The organism is Marinobacter adhaerens HP15, from assembly GCF_000166295.1.
GTDB classification, from domain to species: Bacteria; Pseudomonadota; Gammaproteobacteria; order Pseudomonadales; family Oleiphilaceae; genus Marinobacter; species Marinobacter adhaerens.
The window spans coordinates 1,469,368-1,487,751 of the sequence record NC_017506.1 but is presented as its reverse complement, the minus strand read 5'-3'; the positions used below and the strand labels follow the sequence as shown (position 1 = coordinate 1,487,751).

The window sequence follows — 18,384 nt, the reverse complement described above, 5'->3', positions numbered from 1 at the left end:
TAAGCTTCACATCTGCTTGAAGAGATGGGCATTGCTGCGACTGACCGGCAGTCTTCTGCCAATGCCATCCATAAACACCTCATAGTGTCCTTCTTCATCTCGTTCCACCCTGGAAATACGGCCAACCTGAACTATGATCGCACGATGAATACGCCAAAACTGATCAACATCGAGGGTTTCCGTTAATTCTTTGATGGTTTTGCGAATGAGGAACTCCCCGTTCTCGGTCACCACTGTTGTGTACTTGTCCTCGGCGATAAAGCAACAGACATCGTCCAACCGTATAACATGAACCTGCTGGCCGCGGGTGGCGTTAATCCAGCGAAGTTCGCTGGAGCCTGCAACCGGCATTAGGCGTTTCAGCTGCGCAGCATCCAGCTCATACTTCACTGTTCTTTCATCACGCTTTCTCAGTCTTTCAATGCACTGATACAAGCGGTCTCCGTGCACGGGTTTAAGCAGATAGTCCACCGCTTCATGTTCAAATGCCTCCAAGGCATGTTGATCGTAGGCTGTAACAAATACGAGGTTCCCGGAAAATCCCATATCACGCAGGACACCCGCTGTCTCAACGCCGCTCATACCGGGCATCTTGATGTCCAAAAACACGGTATGCACATCAACTTCATTGATTCGTTCGACCGCTTCCACGCCCGACCCCACACAGATCACCTGCTCTGCTTCATCCCAGAGATCCGTGAGCAGTTTCTGAAGGTGAAATCTGAGTAAGGGTTCATCGTCAACAACCATAACGTTCATGGCGAGTCCCCGGGATTAATCGGCCACCGAACCGTAGCAACGCAACCGGTTACTGAGCCCTTTTCATCAGTATGGTTGGCCAGTATCAGCGATGCATTCTTTCCATAGAGCAGCGACAAACGCTGATGAATGTTGTCAACGGCGATTCCATGCCCGACGCCATTGTTCTTACGAGAATCCTTTCGCAATCCCAGCCCCGTATCACGGATGGTAACGCAGCACCGCTCAGGTCCAACATCTACCAGCACCCGGATATGACCGCCTTCAAGTTTAGGTTCAATGCCATGGATAACCGAATTTTCAACAAGCGGCTGCAGCGTAAATGGCGGGCAGCTCACTCCAGCGATGTCATCCTGCACGACAACTTCAAAGGTCAATCTGTCTCCCATTCTAGTGCGCTGTATCGAAAGGTAAGCTTTCACAAACTCCAACTCTTCAGACAGAGGAATGAGCTGACGCTCAGCCTTGGTCATGGAACCTCTGAGCAACCCTGTAAGGTCATCCAGAACTGTTTTCGCCGTCTCCGGTCGCACGTCAATGAGTACACGTATATTGGCGAGTGTGTTGAATAGGAAGTGCGGCTCAATTCTTGATTGCAACACCTGATAGTTGGATTCCGCCAGCTGTTTTCCTGCTCAAGCGTTCGCATTCGTTGAGCCTGTAGTTCTCTACGTTTACGGGTCAAACGATGTGAGTTGTAGAAAACGTAGGTCACCAACAAACTGAACAGGATCTTGAGTATAAGATCAGAAGCCGGCGCCTCCCGCACTTCTTCGAAGGAGCCATAAAGCTGATAAAACAAGTGGACGATGCCAATAACGACTCCCACCAGGTAGCCAATGACCGTGGCCACCAATATGGAAGTCCGGTTTTCAAGATAATGAACACTGACCCGTATCGCACACAGGCAAGACACCCCGAATACGAGAGCAACCTGCAGTGTCAGCCAGAACTCGCCCGCGTCCGTTAGCCAGATTACCATCGAAATCGCGTAGCAGATTGCAAGCGTCTGAAAGGTATCTCGGAGCAGGTCATGGCGCTGCCAGAGACGTTGAATCTCAGTAATCATGATGTCTGCCCTGCTCCATTAAAAGCCAGATGCATACCCGTGGCCACGAACCAGAGAATGCCGCCAAGCCCGAATACCGCACCGCAGAACCCTGCCAGTTGCGGCAGTGCAGTAGCCGTGCCGGCAAAACCGACCAACAGTGCGCTCCACTGAATAGCCTCTGGCAACGACTGTTTCTGCCGTGAGGCAAAAAAAACCAGAATCAGCCATACGCCACCTACGAGTTCGTTCCCGCCTCCTAGGCCGTTGACGACTATATGGAGCGACACAAAGGCCCCCGGCGCGAGTTCCGGATGGGCTTGTGCAAGAGTGATCACCATATTATGCCCTACGGTCGCCACCAGCCCCGCTGAAATCACGAGACCTGCCCACAGGTACGCCGCGAGCGATGCAGCTTGGCTCAGGGTTGTTCTCGGCAACAACGCCGACAATCCGAACTGCATGTTGAGCAGCGCAAAGCCGAACACGAGGTAAATAACAAAATACCATGTATACAGAAAACCGCTGTGCCCCTGCAGGTAAATGAGCTGGGAAGTGATGTCTGCCGATAGATTCCCGAACTGAACTTCCGTCAAGAGCGCGAGGTAAAAGACCATCCCGAACAGAAACGTTAATCCGGCAAGGATACCGGCAAGCCCTCCCGTTCGTTCACGAGATGAGAAACACAGCTTCATGTCGTTTGCTCCTAGAACTGATAAAAGATTGCAACACCACCAGACCAGAAGCCCTTGCGCTCCACGATTGAACTTTCGCCAGCTCCGTCGCCAAGATGTTCATAACCAAACGCGAACACCGAATGCCAATCGCTACCCAGTTTCTGGACGTGAGAGACCGACGTCCGCATTACGACCGATTTCTCTCCTTCGTATGCCGCAATGTTTGCAGACGCCTCTTGCTGGCTAACGCCGTAGTAGTAATCAACCAGCCTTCGCGATTGCTGACGCACGTCAATGCTTGGCACCAGCGCACCCCCCCATGCGGGCAATTCGCGCGATACTGCAATACCCCATTCATGGCCGCCATGCCGGTCCAACACATCGGCCGACGCAAAAATGGCAAGATCAACCCAGGGGGTCGCCTGCCCCCATTTGATCAGTAACTCACCGGTGTCATCCCGGTCGTCCAGTGCTGCCAGCACCTTGTTATCATCCGGGTCGAACACAGACTGGCGTAACTGCACCATCACCTTGAGCTTGCTAGAAGACGTGGGCGAGGTAACAAGCCCGATACCTTCCGGGTTTGCCATCATCATCCCCCACCGCAGATCGGCATAAGGTACGACGACATGCTGATCATTCTCCCCCTTTACATGGCGCTGGATAGAGCCGCCCGAAAGGCCAAGGCTTGCGTCCCAGTCGGAGGCGCTGACAGGGCCTGCAAGAATACACAAGACAAGTGCTGTAAAAGTGAGCCTTGACCGGAGGGCAAGGTGAGTCGCTAACGGGTTCATTTCAATGATCTCCAAGTGAATGAATTCAGGGGTGGAATACCCGGAAGCACGGACTTTCACACGGATGGAGAATCTCCAAGGAAGCGTGAGATAAACGGTTGGTATGGACGACAAGCCGGCATAAATAGAGATGGACGGTAACGCGCATTCGACCGCACTAGACTGTGCTAGAGTCGTTGGAAACTCTGTTCTGGGATTTCATATATGAAAACCATTGGCCTTCTCGGCGGCATGAGCTGGGAATCCACGCAAACCTATTACCGGCTTATCAACGAGGGCGTTAAAAACCGCCTGGGCGGGCTGCATTCAGCCAAACTGGTGCTCTTCAGCGTGGATTTCGCCGAGATTGAAGCGCTACAACACAAAGGCGACTGGCCGGCCACTGCCGACATTCTTACCGGGGCCGCTCTGTCAGTTCAGAAGGCCGGCGCGGATTTCCTGGTGATCGGTACCAACACCATGCACAAGGTTGCTCCGGAGATCGAACAGGCGATCGGGATTCCATTGCTACACATCGCGGATGCCACCGCGCAGTTACTGAAGAAAGAGGGTGTGACCCGAGCAGGCCTGCTGGGCACCCGCTTTACGATGGAGCAGGCGTTCTACAGGGAACGACTGGAGGCGGCCGGTATCGACGTTCTCACCCCGGATGAAAGCCAGCGGGATGAGGTGCACCGTGTTATCTACGAAGAGCTTTGCCAGGGCGAGATCAAGCCTGACTCGCGCCACACCTACCTGGATATCGTTTCGTCGCTTTCGGGGCGCGGGGCCCAGGCGGTCATTCTCGGCTGCACCGAGATCGGATTGCTGATCAGCCAGGCCGACACTGAGGTTCCACTTTACGACACCACGGAGATTCACGCCGCCCGAGCCGTGGAGCTGGCGTTACATCATCCGTAGAAGACCGACCAAGACGAACACCTGCAAAAACTGGATAATGGCCGCCATTAGAAGCCATGGCGCGCCAAATTCTCCGATCCAGGACTCTTTGCAATGGAAATCAACGTCAACTTTCTCGAGAACCTCAGACTTGAAGCCAAGTTTGACGATTTCACCGTCGTAACGGACCAGCCGATTCGCTACAAGGGCGACGGCTCGGCGCCCAGCCCGTTCGACTACTTCCTGGCCTCCTCTGCCCTGTGTGCAGCCTACTTTGTCCGGGTCTACTGCCTGGCACGGGACATTCCCACCGAGAATATCCGCCTGTCCCAGAACAACATCGTGGACCCGGAAAACCGATACAACCAGATCTTCAAGATCTCCGTGGAACTGCCCGAGGACATTTCGGAGAAAGACCGCCAGGGCATCCTGCGCTCGATCGACCGCTGCACCGTGAAAAAAGTGGTCCAGACCGGCCCGACCTTCGAGATTGAAACCGTCGAGAACCTGGACGCGGACGCCCAGGCACTGCTGATGACCCAGCCGGAAGGCGGCACCCAGACCTTTATCGAAGGCAAGGACCTGCCCCTGGAGCAGACCATCGCCAACATGACTGGCATCCTTGAAGACTTAGGCATGAAGATCGAGATTGCCTCCTGGCGGAACATTGTGCCGCACGTGTGGTCCCTGCACATTCGCGATGCTGCCTCACCCATGTGCTTCACCAATGGCAAGGGAGCTACCAAGGAAAGCGCCCTGTGCTCTGCCCTGGGCGAATTTATCGAGCGGCTCAGCTGCAACTTTTTCTACAACGATCAGTTCTTTGGTGAGGACATCGCCAACAGCGACTTCGTCCACTACCCGAACGAAAAGTGGTTCAAGCCGGGCCCCAACGACGAGCTGCCGGAAGGTATTCTGGATGACCACTGCCTCGCCATCTACAACCCGGACGGCGAGCTTGGCGGCTCCAACCTGATTGATACCAACTCCGGCAGAGCCGACCGGGGCATTGTCTCCCTGCCCTACGTGCGAAAATCGGATGGCGAGGTGGTGTATTTCCCCTCCAACCTGATTGAGAACCTGTTTCTCAGCAACGGCATGAGTGCGGGCAATACCCTGAACGAAGCACAGGTTCAGTGTCTGTCGGAGATTTTCGAACGGGCGGTAAAGAAGCAGATTATCGAAGAGGAGATTGCACTTCCGGACGTGCCCCGGGAGGTACTGGAAAAATACCCGAACATCCTGGAAGGCATTGAAGCCCTGGAAGCCCAGGGTTTCCCGACTCTGGTAAAGGACGCCTCCCTCGGCGGCCAGTTCCCGGTAATGTGCGTTACCCTGATGAACCCGCGAACGGGCGGCGTGTTCGCCTCTTTCGGCGCTCACCCGAGCTTTGAAGTGGCCCTTGAGCGAAGCCTGACGGAACTCCTGCAGGGCCGCAGCTTCGAGGGCCTCAACGATGTGCCGGCGCCCACCTTCAACAGCCTGGCAGTGACCGAGCCAAACAACTTTGTGGAGCACTTTATCGATTCCACAGGCGTGGTGTCCTGGCGGTTCTTCAGCGCCAGGTCCGATTATGATTTTGTTGAATGGGATTTTTCCGGCACCAACGCCGAGGAAGCCGAGTGTCTGTTCGGTATCCTCGAGGAGCTGGGCAAGGAAGTCTATGTCGCCGTCTATGAGGAACTGGGCGCGCCGGTCTGCCGAATCCTGGTTCCAGGCTATTCCGAGGTGTATCCGGTGGAAGACCTGATAATGGACAACACCAACATGGCTTTGGACTATCGGGAAGACATCCTCAACCTGCACCGCCTGGACGATGAGCAATTGGCCGATCTGGTGGAGCGCCTGGAAGCCAGCCAGCTGGACAACTACATGACGATCATCACCCTGATCGGCGTGGAGTTCGATGAAAACACCATCTGGGGCCAACTCACGATCCTTGAGCTGAAGATCCTGATCTGCCTTGCCCTGCAGTGGCATGAAGAAGCCCTGGAATTCGTCGACATGTTCCTTCAGTTCAACGACAACACCGTTGAGCGCGGCCTTTTCTACCGAGCGATGTATGCGGTTCTCGAAGTCACCCTTGACGACGAAATGGAGCTGGGCGACTACATAACCAACTTCACCCGCATGTTCGGCAAGGAAACCATGGAAGCTGTTGTTGGCTCAGTGGATGGCAGCGTTCGTTTCCACGGCCTGGAAACCACGAACATGCAACTGGATGGGCTGGAGAAGCATCAGCGGTTGATCGAGAGCTACCGGAAGCTGCACGCGGCGCGTGCAGCCAGGGCGGGCCTGCAGCAGTAATCGGACGCCGAGCGAGCCGCGCCGCATTGGCGGCGCGGTCAGTCCTGATCCACACTTGATCATTACAAGTAGCCTATTTGCGTTTAATGCCCGTACACCCTTGTACATTTGTGGCATACGCCAAACAAGGAGCCTTGCAATGAGCAATCCGGTGATCGCTGATAACAAGCCCAAGAAAGTCAGCCTGAAAAAAGGCGAGGAATACGCCTTCTGCGTTTGTGGCCGTTCCAACAACCAGCCGTTCTGCGACGGTTCCCACGGAGATACGGGGTTCAAGCCCAAGGTCTTCAAGGCCGAAAAAGACGAAGAGGCGGTTCTGTGCCAGTGTAAACAGACCGGAAGCGCGCCTTATTGTGACGGCACTCACCAGCAGTTCAGCGATGACCAGGTTGGCAAGGAGGCGCCGGAGTCAGACGATGATGGCGACGAGGAATCCGGTGATGCGCCGAAGGCCAAATCCACCAAAGAAGAACCCACCGTTGAATTTATTCATCAGTTGGCCCGTGAGGGGCTGAGCAGTATGGGCCACCATGGTCCGACAACTGCCATGGGCGTGCCCCGCCACACCCTGCCCCACTGGGACGACCTCCAACTGATGGTGGCGCAGATGGCCAGTAAACCGCTGGCAGACGACGCCGACGTCTCGACCGAACTGGTAATCGGGCCTGAAGCCCGCATGCCACTGACACTGAGCATGCCGCTATTCGTTTCCGACATGAGCTTCGGGGCACTGTCGGAGGAGGCCAAGATTGCTCTCGCTCGTGGCGCCGAGCTTGCGGGCACCGGCATCTGCTCTGGCGAGGGCGGCATGCTGCCTGAGGAGCAACAGGAAAATTCCCGATACTTCTACGAGCTGGCCAGCGCCAAGTTCGGTTACAAGGAAGAATTGCTCAAGAAAGTGCAGGCGTTTCACTTCAAGGGTGGCCAGGGCGCCAAGACCGGCACCGGTGGCCATTTGCCGGGCAACAAGAACACCGGCAAGATCTCAGAGGTTCGCAATATTCCTGAGGGCGAACCGGCGAACTCCCCACCCACTTTCGACGATTTGCGCTCAGTTGAGGATTTCCAGCGCTTCGCCAGCCATGTTCGGGAAGTGACCGGAGGTATTCCCGTGGGCTTCAAGCTGAGCGCCAATCACATCGAGCGGGATGTGCAATTCGCCCTGGATGCCGGCGCCGACTACATCATTCTCGACGGTCGTGGCGGCGGCACCGGTGCTGCTCCCGAGATCTTCCGTGATCACATCAGTGTGCCCACCATTCCTGCCCTGGCGCGTGCGCGGCGCTATCTGGATGACCGCGGTGCAAGCGGACGGGTCACATTGATCGTTACCGGTGGCCTGCGGGTTCCTATCGATTTTGTGAAGGCCATGGCGCTGGGCGCTGACGGTATTGCCGTTGCCAACAGTGCCATGCAGTCCATCGGCTGTGTTGCAGCCCGTATCTGTAACACCAACAATTGCCCTGCAGGCATTGCGACCCAGAACAAGGACCTGCGCCAACGGTTGAACGTCGACCAGTCTGCCAAACAGCTGCAGAACTTCCTTGAGGCCTCTGTCTCACTGATGCAGGTGATGGCACGAGCCTGTGGCCACGACAGCCTGAGCAAACTGAACATAGATGACCTGTCCACCTGGCATCGGGAGATGGCCCTGCTCAGCGGCGTTCGCTACGCCGGTGTGCTTGATCCTTCTGCCTGAGGTGCTTCTTCGCTGGCCGCCAGGACTCGAACCCGTTCGAAGTCCTCCTCGGTGAACACACCGTTCACCCCGGAAATGGCGGCCAGCTTCATGCCATGCTTCAGCCCCAGCTTGTAAATCTCCCGCACTTTTTCCCACTCGATATTCCGCCCGAGAGTGAAGTTCTCGAAACGCGCTTCCAGAGCAAGCACGATGGTTTCCGCCAGGCAGGCATAGGCAATGCCTTTCGGAAGCCCGATGTCTTTCATATGCACCTCACCCGGTAGCTGAATCTCGCCAGATTCGATCACCAGCACATCCGGCCGCTTGGCGACATCCTCCGCCGGGATATCCAGTGGGCGGGCGACGTCGGTTATGACGCAGCCCGGCTTCACTTTCATGATATCCAGGATACGTTTGCCGGCCCCGGAGGTGGCGGTCACGATCATGTCCATGTCGGCCAGATCGCGTTCGGCAGAGCCGGCAACATGTACGATGGCACCCGGCGTTTCCTGTTCGATGCTTTCCTTGAGAGCCAGCAGTTTGGCCGGCTCCGGTGCCGCCAGATAAATCTCGTCCACTGCCTTGGCCAGCAATCTGGCGCAGACAGACCCGATAGCACCCGTAGCGCCCACCACCATGGCCTTGCCGGCCGCTTTGCCACTGGGCCCAATACTCACCCGCCCTATTTTCTTCATGGCGTCATGGGCCGCCCACAGGGCACCGGATGCGCTGTAGCTGTTGCCGGTCGTGATCGGCAGCGGCGCCCGCTTGGCCACCGTTATACCGGCATCACCCACGACCTTGGTAAACGCACCCAGGCCCATGATCTGGGCGCCGAGTTTCTTGGCCAGTTTGGCCGCCTGCAGCAACCGGGCGTAGGTAAATTCCGGCCCGTGGGCCATGATTTCCCGAGGGGTGCCACCAACGGTAATGAGCCAGCCCTCCACCTCATCGCCATTGGGTGACCGGATTCCGGATACCTTGGAGTAGATGAACGGTGGCGAATACGCGATGGCCTTTTCCACCAGGTTCATCACCACAGGCGGTGATACGTTGGCAACCCAGTCCAGGGGCGGTGTTTTGGTGAGGTATTGCTGCGACAGGGGATGAATGACAAACGCAAACCGGTTAACCCGGCGATAACCGTTCGGGTAAAGGATTCGCGGCTCAATCTCCAGGCTCTGAATAACATCCAGATAGTCATCGGGGCCCAACTGGTCCGGCGTCCTGGAAAGCGCCGCACTGATCATCGCCTCCATCACATTCACGCCAACGGGGCGGCCCTCCAACCAGGGACTGTAATCCACTACCATGGCAACCTTGCGCGAACGCATCCAGTCCATGGCCGCGTCCGTTACCCGCGAGGTAATCACGGTTTTTCCATCCAGCTCTTTCGCCGTGAAGTTCTCCAGGTCGCCTATCGAAGCCACGATGACATGAGCCTCGGAGACCGCGTGATGGAGCGAACCTTTCACCAGGTTCTCACCCAAGCGATACAGCGGTGTTCGGAGAATGGTTTCAACCGCTTTCACCGCCGCAGGCCTGAACATGATGGGTGCAGTAAGCGAGGTATAGGTTTCCAGCTGTTTCAGGGAAGTCAGCAGCCTGGGCACTCCGAAATCCGTGTAAGGATCGGCAAAGAAGAGATTCTCGGTATGTTCGGAAAGGGCCCTGGCAATCCGGTAACCGGCCTGCCCATTCAAGAAGAGCACCCGGGCATTGTCGAAGAAATGCCCGAGCTCAGACTGGGTATGACGCACAGCCCATTCCTGCAGGATAGCCCGCAACCCGGCACCGGTGGTTACCGGCTTATCCGGCACACAGGCCTCAAGGCGGGCAGTATCCGGGTGTTCAAGCTGCTCCCGGCCCACCTCGTAATGATCGTGTACCATGCTCAGACCGATGGCATCTGCCTGCGGATGCACGGACTCCAGAACCGCCTCGGCCCGGGAAAGATCGCCGTCCGTACCGATCCGGATAATCCGGAAAGGCTGCCCAAGAAACGACGTCTCGATATCATAATCGTACTCACCAGATCCCTGGCTGACGCTGACAACGGTTTTCATATTCAGGTCTTCCCGTTTTCCTGTTGTTATCATCTACAGCCTAATTCAGGAGATCGGTTTCTGCCTTAGCGCAGATCAAATTCCAGACCGCTATTCAACGTCTACAATAGAGTGGCGGGCCGAACGACCAACAGACTTTCAAGGATCAACCAGGAGCTCACCATGACCATTCAGGAAGAACTCAACTCTACCGTCCGGGAACTGGTTCAGCCCGGCAAGGGAATTCTCGCGGCGGATGAAAGCCACCCGACCATTGCCAAGCGTTTCAAGGCCGTTGGCGTGGAGTCGAGCGAAGATATGCGCCGGGAGTACCGAAGCCTTATTTTCTCGGCTTCCGGGCTCGGAGAATTCATCAGCGGGGTCATTCTGTTTGAAGAGACTCTCGGCCAGCAGAGCCTGGATAATGTTCCCATGCCAAAGCTGCTGGCCAGCAAAGGCATTGTGCCGGGCATCAAGGTAGACAAGGGCAAAGGCCCTCTTGTGAATGCCCCCGGTGATGAAATCACCTTTGGCCTGGATGGTCTGGAGGACCGCCTGGAAATCTACAAAAACCAGGGGGCCCGGTTCGCCAAGTGGCGGGATGTGTTCCATATATCGGACACCCTGCCCTCACGGCAGGCGATCGAGGCGAATGCCGAGGTTCTCGCCCGCTATGCGGCGATCTGCCAGTCCCTGGGTATCGTGCCGATCGTTGAGCCGGAAGTGCTGATTGATGGCAACCATTCCATCGAGCGCTGCGCGGAAGTCAGCGAGGCGGTGATTCGAGAGGTGTTCCACGCCCTGTACCGACACAAGGTGGCACTGGAATACATGATCCTCAAACCCAGCATGGTGACGCCGGGCAAGGAAAGCCCGAAGGCATCCCCGGAAGCCGTGGCGACAGCGACTCTCGATGTTTTTCGCAGGGCGGTACCGGCTGCGGTACCCGGCATTTTTTTCCTCTCGGGCGGCCAGACACCGGAAGAAGCCACTCTCAATCTGAACGCCATGAACAGCATGGGCGCGCAGCCCTGGGAGTTGAGCTTCTCTTACGGACGGGCTTTGCAGGAACCGGCACAGAAGGCCTGGGCCGGCAATCTGGACAATGGTCCGGAGGCTCAGGCAGCAATGCTGAAGCGGGCCCGCCTGAACGGTGCCGCTCGCGCGGGCCATTACCGACCGGAGATGGAAGACTGACCGGCAACAGCCCTGTGTGCCCGTGTTCTCCTAGTTGCAGCCGGAGACGCAGCTCGCCATGCCATTGAACGCCATGGTGCGGCCACTGAGGGGCACATGAACCGGCACTGTCACTGAATCCCGGAACAGAGCCGTGCGCGTTCCTTCCTGCACCATGCCACCGGAGGTCGCAGGTTCGTTGGCGTGGGAGGCGATAACCGCCTTCGGTTGCACAAGATCATTGATTACGTAGGCGGCCTGTTTCGGTCCGGTGGTGAACGTATCACCGATGTTCATCACCACAAGCCCCGCACCGTAGTGATCCTTCACGACCAGTCTTTGCTCGGCAGTAATGCCAGTGTCACCGGACAGGTAGACCACCAGGCCGTTGGAGAACCTGAGCACGTAGCCCGTGGGTGGTCCGACACTGGCGCCAACACCCGCGGCAGCCAGATACTCTGCCAGTGGCCCGGTGAGGAACGAGGGCGATACGCCATTGCTGTGCACAGCCGGCACGGTCGTAATTGCCACTCCGCCAACCTCACGCTCGCCACCGAACCGAACCAACAGCGAGTTTGCAGGATCACCGCCGGCATCTTTCAGCTTGGCAGCAAAGAAGGCGGGCATTTCGCTACCCGTAACAATTTTTGAACCGTGTTTTACCGCAATATCAACAGTGTTGGATTGTGGCAATGTTGAAACGCCGGTGTCCGGAGATCCGCACGTGCCCTGATTGGTCTTGCTGATACGCTGATCACCCACATGGTCCCCATGCATGTGGGAAACCAGAACAACATCAATTTTGCCCAGTCGGGGATCATCCGGACCGGCGACCGTTCTGCCGGCGTCATAGAGAATTCGGGTGCCATTAGGATCTTCAAAGACCAGCGCCCGGTCCCGGCCACAGAACTCTCCATCGTGGCTACCCAGGGGTGTGACTTTCACCACGTGGTCGTCGGCGGCAGCCGGCATAGCGGCGCCGAATAGCATACAGACAGACACTCCGGCAAAGGCCATCGTGTTGCGCAAACCTGCTCTGAACATGTTGTTCGTCCTCCCACTCGTTTTTTATTGGTACCGGTATTGATACGAACGACAAGCCCTTTGATACCAGTTTAGGCGGCGGGAAGGTCAACGCGTGGGGATTGAATGGGTGCGCTTGAATAAGGATCAGGCAGCGCGGGAGTCCGTCAGGATAACCCGCTGTTCCAGGCATGCCAGCATGGGCGCCACCTGACGGATTTTGCGGGCCTCGGGCCAGAGCGCCTCTGCCTCGGCGAAACCCTGGCGGAGAAAGTTAAGCCATTGTTTGATTCGACCGGTCACATAGCGGTCCTCAAGCCATCCCTGCAGAACCGTAGCGTACTCACGAACCAGGGCGACAGCTTCCGGCCAGGTCATATCCGGCACCGTTTCGCCCTGCTGGCTGGCCTTGATCTGCCGGGCGAGGTCTGGTCGGGCGATCAAGCCACGCCCAATCATCACGTCATCGCAGCCGGACACCTCACGGCAACGCCAGTAGTCCGCGACACTCCAGATTTCGCCATTGGCAATTACGTGGGCTTTGACAGCTTCCCGGGCCCGGGCGATTTCCTCCCAATAGGCCGGCGGCTTATATCCGTCTACTTTACTACGGGCATGAATGACAATCTCCGCCGCGCCTGCCGCTTCCAACGCCTGGGCACAAGCCACACCCATGGATCGGTCGTCATACCCCAGCCGCATCTTGGCTGTGACTGGCACATGCGCTGGTACAGCCTGACGGACAGCGGCGACGATCTCATGCATGAGCTCCGGCTCGCGCATCAACACACAGCCACCCTTGTGCTTGTTGACCGTTTTGGCCGGGCAACCAAAGTTGATATCCACCTGGGTGGCACCGAGTTCTGCCGCACGCACGCCGTGGCGCGCCATCTGGTGAGGGTCTGAACCCAGCAGCTGAACGGCAACGGGGGTGCCCACTTGAGTGAGCGACCGGTTGTACAATTCGGGGGCGTATTTGTAGAACACTCTCGGTGGCAGCATGCCATGGGTGACACGAACGAATTCCGTTACGCAACGGTCGATGCCGCCTACCCCGGTCAGGGTTTCACGGATGGGTGCGTCAACCAGCCCTTCCATTGGGGCGAGAATGATGCGCATGAGTGCTCCAGCAATTACAGGGTCTGTTCGAGGTGAGACTGATCAAAAATCAGACAGAGCGGATTGTAAGGAATTTGGCGGGAAGTTGATAGACGGACACCCCGAAACCGGGGTGTCCAATCGCTTGCTTACAGGTCTTATTCGACGTCGAACCGGTCGGCGTTCATGACCTTGGTCCAGGCTGCAACGAAGTCTTTCACGAACTTCTCTTCGTTGTCGTCCTGGGCATACACTTCTGCGTAGGCACGCAGGATCGAGTTGGAACCGAACACGAGATCAACACGGGTCGCAGTGAACTTGGTATTGCCACTGTTGCGATCCACGATGTTGTACGAGTTCTTGCCAGTCGGCTCCCAACGATTCGACATATCAGTCAGATTGACGAAGAAATCATTGGTCAATTGGCCAACGCGATCGGTGAAGACCCCGTGCTTGGTGCCGCCGTAGTTGGTACCGAGCACCCGCATGCCACCCAGCAGGACGGTCATTTCAGGCGCAGTCAGTCCCATCAACTGGGCACGATCCAGAAGCATTTCTTCCGGTTTGACCACGTAGTCCTTCTTCTGCCAGTTGCGGAAGCCATCAGCCAGCGGCTCCATCGGATCGAAGGATTCGGCGTCCGTCATCTCGTCGGTAGCGTCACCACGACCTTTCAGGAAGGGAACGTGAACCTCGTGGCCGGCTGCTTTGGCTGCCATCTCGATGCCAAGGTTACCGCCAAGCACGATCACGTCAGCAACGCTGGCGCCAGTGTCAGCCGAAATCTGCTCGTAAACCTTCAGCACCTTATCCAGACGATCGGGCTCGTTACCCTCCCAGTCCTTCTGGGGCGCCAGGCGAATCCGCGCACCGTTTGCACCACCACGCATGTCTGAGCCGCGGAAAGTACGGGCACTGTCCCAGGCGGTGCAGATCAGCTCGTTCAGGCTCAATCCGGCCCCGGCAATCTTCTGCTTGACCACTTCCTCAATGTAATTGGTCTCGCCCTGGGGAACAGGATCCTGCCAGATCAGATCTTCATCAGGCACACCCGGTCCGATATAGCGGGACTTGGGCCCCATGTCGCGGTGGGTCAGCTTGAACCAGGCACGGGCGAAGCAGTCCTTGAAGTACTCGGGATCTGCCATGAACTTCTCGCAGATTGCGCGGTACTTCGGATCGACTTTCATTGCCATGTCGGCATCGGTCATCATCGGCTTGCGACGGACGGACGGATCAGTCGGATCAACCGGCATGTGCTCTTCTTTGATGTCGATCGGCTCCCACTGGTTTGCACCAGCCGGGCTCTTGGTCAGCTGCCACTCGTAGCCAAACAGCAGATCAAAGTAGCCCATGTCGAACTTGGTCGGATTCGAGGTCCAGGCACCTTCGATGCCAGAGGTAACCGCGTTGGTCGCCTTGCCGTCGAGGTTCGGGTTCATCCAGCCAAAGCCCTGGGTTTCAACGTCAGCCCCTTCCGGCTCCGGGCCGAGGGCATCGGCGTCGCCATTACCGTGAGCCTTGCCCACCGTATGGCCGCCGGCGGTCAGCGCTGCGGTTTCTTCATCGTTCATCGCCATGCGGGCAAAGGTCGTTCTCACCTGCTCCGCAGTCTTCTGCGGATCCGGCACACCGTTCACGCCCTCAGGATTCACATAAATCAGGCCCATCTGCACTGCAGCGAGCGGGTTCTCCATGGTGTCGGGCTTGTCGACGTCTTCATAACGGCTGTCAGACGGCGCCAACCACTCTTTTTCCGCACCCCAGTAGATGTCTTTTTCCGGATGCCAGATGTCCTCGCGGCCATAAGAGAAACCGAAGGTCTTCAGGCCAAACGACTCATAGGCAACATTACCGGCCAGGATAAACAGGTCGGCCCAGCTCACCTTGTTGCCGTATTTTTTCTTAAGCGGCCACAGAAGGCGGCGTGCCTTGTCGAGGTTGCCGTTGTCGGGCCAGGAGTTCAGCGGAGCGAACCGCTGGTTACCGGTGCCGGCACCACCACGACCGTCGGCCAGGCGATAGGTACCAGCGGCATGCCACGCCAGTCGAATCATCAGGCCGCCGTAATGCCCCCAATCGGCAGGCCACCATTCCTGACTGTTGGTCATCAGCTCGTGCATGTCTTTTTCGAGGGCTTCGTGATCAAGCTTTTTGACTTCTTCCCGGTAGTCGAAGTCTTCACCGAGAGGATTGGTTTTGCGGTCGTGCTGATGAAGGATGTCGAGATTGAGGTTCTCAGGCCACCAGCCGGCTACATCGGCTTTTTCCTGAGTGTTTGAACCGTGCATTACGGGACACTTTCCGCCCGCACTGTTGTTGTCTGTCATTTTTCTCTCCTCATTGGGGTTGGCAAAACGACACTGCTTTGATTCAGGCACTTCTAACTATAGGACACACCCAATAATCTGCTCTGAGTATTTCTTATGTCCCGGATAGCGTGCGCCTATAGGATTTCCCGCAATGTTTGCGGGTTCTCTGCCTTACTGGGCACAAGCGTAATCACTTGAATATCTCGCCAGAATGTCTAAAAAGTCCGGCCATGCGATTGAACGACTGAGTGACATTACATTGGACATGGATCTGCTCCTGCCGAACGAGAACAGCTCCACCGTAGCGCGGGACCGATGGCGTAATACAATTAATTAAAAATAAATTTGTGAGAGTTTTTATTTATGGATGAAGCTCTGGTCGGTCAGAGCCGCTCAATGGATGAAAACTTGCCGGCGTCGTCAAAGACGATGCGGAAACTGCCGCGAATGCCATCGCGAAGATAAAAACGGGAGAGGATACGGGCCGGGAATCGGACAGAGCGTCCGTCCCGGGCCGTTGTGTGAACATCTGTGGCAACGCCCTGATAGAGCTTGATCCACTCATCAGGGCTGATGCTGATATCCACAATAATCTGCTGCATTGGCGATCAGTTCGCCAGTTCAAGCAGCAGGCGGTTCAGACGGGTGACATAGGCACCGGGGTCCGGGAGTTGCTCACCGCTGGCCAGGGTGGCCTGGTCCAGGATAACGGCAGAGAGCTCGTTGAACCGCTCTTCGCCTTTCTCGCTTTCCAGTCGCTGGACCAGCGGATGATCAACATTGATCTCGAAGATCGGTTTGCTGTCCGGCACTTTCTGGCCGGCCGCTTCCATGATCTTCTTCATCTGTGCGCCCATGTCGAAATCACCCACAACCAGGCAGGCCGGTGAATCGGTCAGGCGATTGGTCACACGCACTTCCTGCACCCGGTCGCTCAGGGCATTCTTGATCCGCTCAAGCAGATCCTTGTGCTCTTCAGCCGCCTCTTCCTTGTGCTTCTTGTCTTCCTCGGTCTCGACCTCGCCCAGGTCCAGGTCGCCACGGGCAACATCCTGCAACTGCTTGCCGTCGTATTCGCTGAGGTAACCCATCATCCACTCGTCGATGCGATCTGTAAGGATCAGCACCTCAATACCCTTCTTGCGGAACACTTCCAGATGCGGGCTGCTTTTGGCAGCTGTGAAGTTGTCGGCGGTGATGTAGTAAAGCTTTTTCTGCCCTTCCTTCATCCGGCCGATGTAGTCATCCAGCGACACGTTCTGTGTGCTTTCCCCGGTGTGGGTAGAGGCGAAGCGCAGCAGGCCGGCAATTTTCTCGCGGTTGCTGAAATCTTCCGCCGGGCCTTCCTTCAATACCGTGCCAAACTCACCCCAGAACTTCTGATACTGCTCGGAATCCTTCTTGGCCAGCTTGGACAGCATATCCAGGACCCGCTTGGTGAGCGCGGTGCGAATGCTTTCCACGGTGCTGTCGTTCTGCAGGATCTCCCGTGACACGTTGAGGGACAGATCGTTGGAATCAATCACACCCTTGGCAAACCGCAGGTACAGCGGCAGGAACTGTTCGGCGTCGTCCATGATGAACACGCGTTGCACGTACAGTTTCAGGCCACGGGGCGCTTCACGATTGTACAGATCAAACGGTGCACGGGCCGGGATATACAGCAGGCTGGTGTAATCCAGCTTGCCTTCCACCTTGTTGTGGGACCAGGTGAGCGGGTCTTCAAAATCGTGGGCGATGTGCTTGTAGAACTCCTTGTACTCCTCGTCCTTGATCTCGGTACGGGGGAGTGTCCAGAGCGCTGTCGCATCGTTAACGGTTTCGTACTCGTCCTTCTTCTCACCTTCGTCGGATTCGGCCTTCATGACAACCGGGAAGGAAATATGATCCGAGTACTTCTTCACCAGACTGCGCAGTTTCCAGCCGTTGGCGAATTCCTTGGCGTCTGGCTTCAGATGCAGGACGATCTGGGTGCCGCGGTTATCCAGATTGACCTGCTCGATGGAAAACTCACCGTCGCCCTTGGATTCCCAATGCACACCCTCTTCTGCAGGCGCACCCGCACGACGAGTGAATACATCCACCTTGTCGGCCACAATAAACGCCGAATAGAACCCAACACCGAACTGACCGATCAGCTTGCTGTCCTTCTTCTCATCGCCGGACAACTGCTGGAGGAATTCAGCCGTACCGGAACGGGCAATGGTGCCAAGATTCTGGATAACATCGTCACGGGTCATACCGATACCGTTGTCGGTGAGCGTGACGGTATTCGCCTCTTCGTCAAAATCCAGGCGAATCTTCAGCTCAGGATCGCTTTCATACAGGCTGTCGTCCTTCAGCGCTGCGAAACGCAGTTTGTCTTCGGCATCTGAAGCGTTGGAAATCAGCTCACGAAGGAAGATTTCCTTGTTGGAATACAACGAGTGAATCATCAGGTGAAGCAGTTGCTTCACTTCGGTCTGGAATCCAAGCGTTTCTTTATTGGCTTCAACCGTCATGGCGTTTTAGTCTCCTGAAACGAATAAACAGGCACGGCGTTGTGCCCGAGTTACCTCATAGTTTTGAGAGTGAGCGCGGAGGCC

The 18,384-nt window shown here is 56.6% G+C and carries 14 protein-coding genes; 4 read left to right on the top strand and 10 right to left on the bottom strand.

The window, feature by feature from the left end:
* Positions 1-6: 6 nt before the first annotated feature.
* From HP15_RS07075 to HP15_RS07055, 4 genes are all read right to left on the bottom strand, one after another.
* Positions 7-759 (bottom strand): LytR/AlgR family response regulator transcription factor, encoded by a 753-nt coding sequence (locus HP15_RS07075; RefSeq protein ID WP_014576829.1) that lies wholly within the window; start codon positions 757-759, stop codon positions 7-9.
* Positions 756-1,361: a sensor histidine kinase gene (locus HP15_RS07070; protein ID WP_169702145.1), complete on the bottom strand. Its 606-nt coding sequence runs from the start codon at positions 1,359-1,361 to the stop codon at positions 756-758. Before HP15_RS07070 ends, HP15_RS07075 begins: the two co-directional genes overlap by 4 nt.
* A 463-nt stretch (positions 1,362-1,824) precedes the next feature.
* Positions 1,825-2,502 carry a hypothetical protein gene (locus HP15_RS21655; RefSeq protein WP_014576827.1) on the bottom strand — a complete coding sequence of 226 codons (678 nt, stop codon included), beginning with the start codon at positions 2,500-2,502 and terminating at the stop codon, positions 1,825-1,827.
* Between the two features lie 11 nt (positions 2,503-2,513).
* Positions 2,514-3,218, bottom strand: a complete 705-nt coding sequence (locus HP15_RS07055) for a MipA/OmpV family protein (RefSeq protein WP_041645168.1) — start codon at positions 3,216-3,218, stop codon at positions 2,514-2,516.
* Between the two features lie 264 nt (positions 3,219-3,482).
* Here HP15_RS07055 and HP15_RS07050 point away from each other — a divergent pair, with 264 nt between their 5' ends.
* From HP15_RS07050 to HP15_RS07040, 3 genes are all read left to right on the top strand, one after another.
* A complete protein-coding gene (locus HP15_RS07050; RefSeq protein WP_014576825.1) occupies positions 3,483-4,178 on the top strand; it encodes an aspartate/glutamate racemase family protein in 696 nt (231 codons plus the stop codon).
* 93 nt (positions 4,179-4,271) lie between these two features.
* Positions 4,272-6,464, top strand: coding sequence for an OsmC domain/YcaO domain-containing protein (locus tag HP15_RS07045; RefSeq protein ID WP_014576824.1), 2,193 nt, complete (start codon positions 4,272-4,274; stop codon positions 6,462-6,464).
* 139 nt (positions 6,465-6,603) lie between these two features.
* Positions 6,604-8,163 (top strand): glutamate synthase-related protein, encoded by a 1,560-nt coding sequence (locus HP15_RS07040; RefSeq protein WP_041645167.1) that lies wholly within the window; start codon positions 6,604-6,606, stop codon positions 8,161-8,163.
* Here the strand turns inward: HP15_RS07040 and HP15_RS07035 are convergent.
* Positions 8,133-10,211, bottom strand: coding sequence for a dehydrogenase (locus HP15_RS07035; protein WP_041645166.1), 2,079 nt, complete (start codon positions 10,209-10,211; stop codon positions 8,133-8,135). The two genes, HP15_RS07040 and HP15_RS07035, sit on opposite strands and share 31 nt — an antisense overlap.
* Before the next feature lie 162 nt (positions 10,212-10,373).
* On the opposite strand from HP15_RS07035, the gene HP15_RS07030 reads away from it, so the two are divergent.
* Positions 10,374-11,387 carry a class I fructose-bisphosphate aldolase gene (locus HP15_RS07030; protein ID WP_008171996.1) on the top strand — a complete coding sequence of 338 codons (1,014 nt, stop codon included), beginning with the start codon at positions 10,374-10,376 and terminating at the stop codon, positions 11,385-11,387.
* A 30-nt stretch (positions 11,388-11,417) separates the two neighbouring features.
* Here the strand turns inward: HP15_RS07030 and HP15_RS07025 are convergent, their stop codons facing one another.
* From HP15_RS07025 to htpG, 5 genes are all read right to left on the bottom strand, one after another.
* Positions 11,418-12,410 (bottom strand): MBL fold metallo-hydrolase, encoded by a 993-nt coding sequence (locus HP15_RS07025; RefSeq protein WP_141201835.1) that lies wholly within the window; start codon positions 12,408-12,410, stop codon positions 11,418-11,420.
* 126 nt (positions 12,411-12,536) lie between these two features.
* Entirely contained in the window at positions 12,537-13,508 is a 972-nt protein-coding gene (locus HP15_RS07020; protein ID WP_014576820.1) for a tRNA dihydrouridine(16) synthase DusC, read from the bottom strand.
* 137 nt (positions 13,509-13,645) lie between these two features.
* Entirely contained in the window at positions 13,646-15,817 is a 2,172-nt protein-coding gene (katG, locus tag HP15_RS07015; RefSeq protein ID WP_041645165.1) for a catalase/peroxidase HPI, read from the bottom strand.
* 365 nt (positions 15,818-16,182) lie between these two features.
* Positions 16,183-16,401: a DUF2835 domain-containing protein gene (locus HP15_RS07010; protein WP_008172004.1), complete on the bottom strand. Its 219-nt coding sequence runs from the start codon at positions 16,399-16,401 to the stop codon at positions 16,183-16,185.
* Positions 16,402-16,407: 6 nt separating this feature from the next.
* Positions 16,408-18,300 carry a molecular chaperone HtpG gene (gene htpG / locus HP15_RS07005; protein WP_014576818.1) on the bottom strand — a complete coding sequence of 631 codons (1,893 nt, stop codon included), beginning with the start codon at positions 18,298-18,300 and terminating at the stop codon, positions 16,408-16,410.
* Between the last annotated feature and the right edge of the window lie 84 nt (positions 18,301-18,384).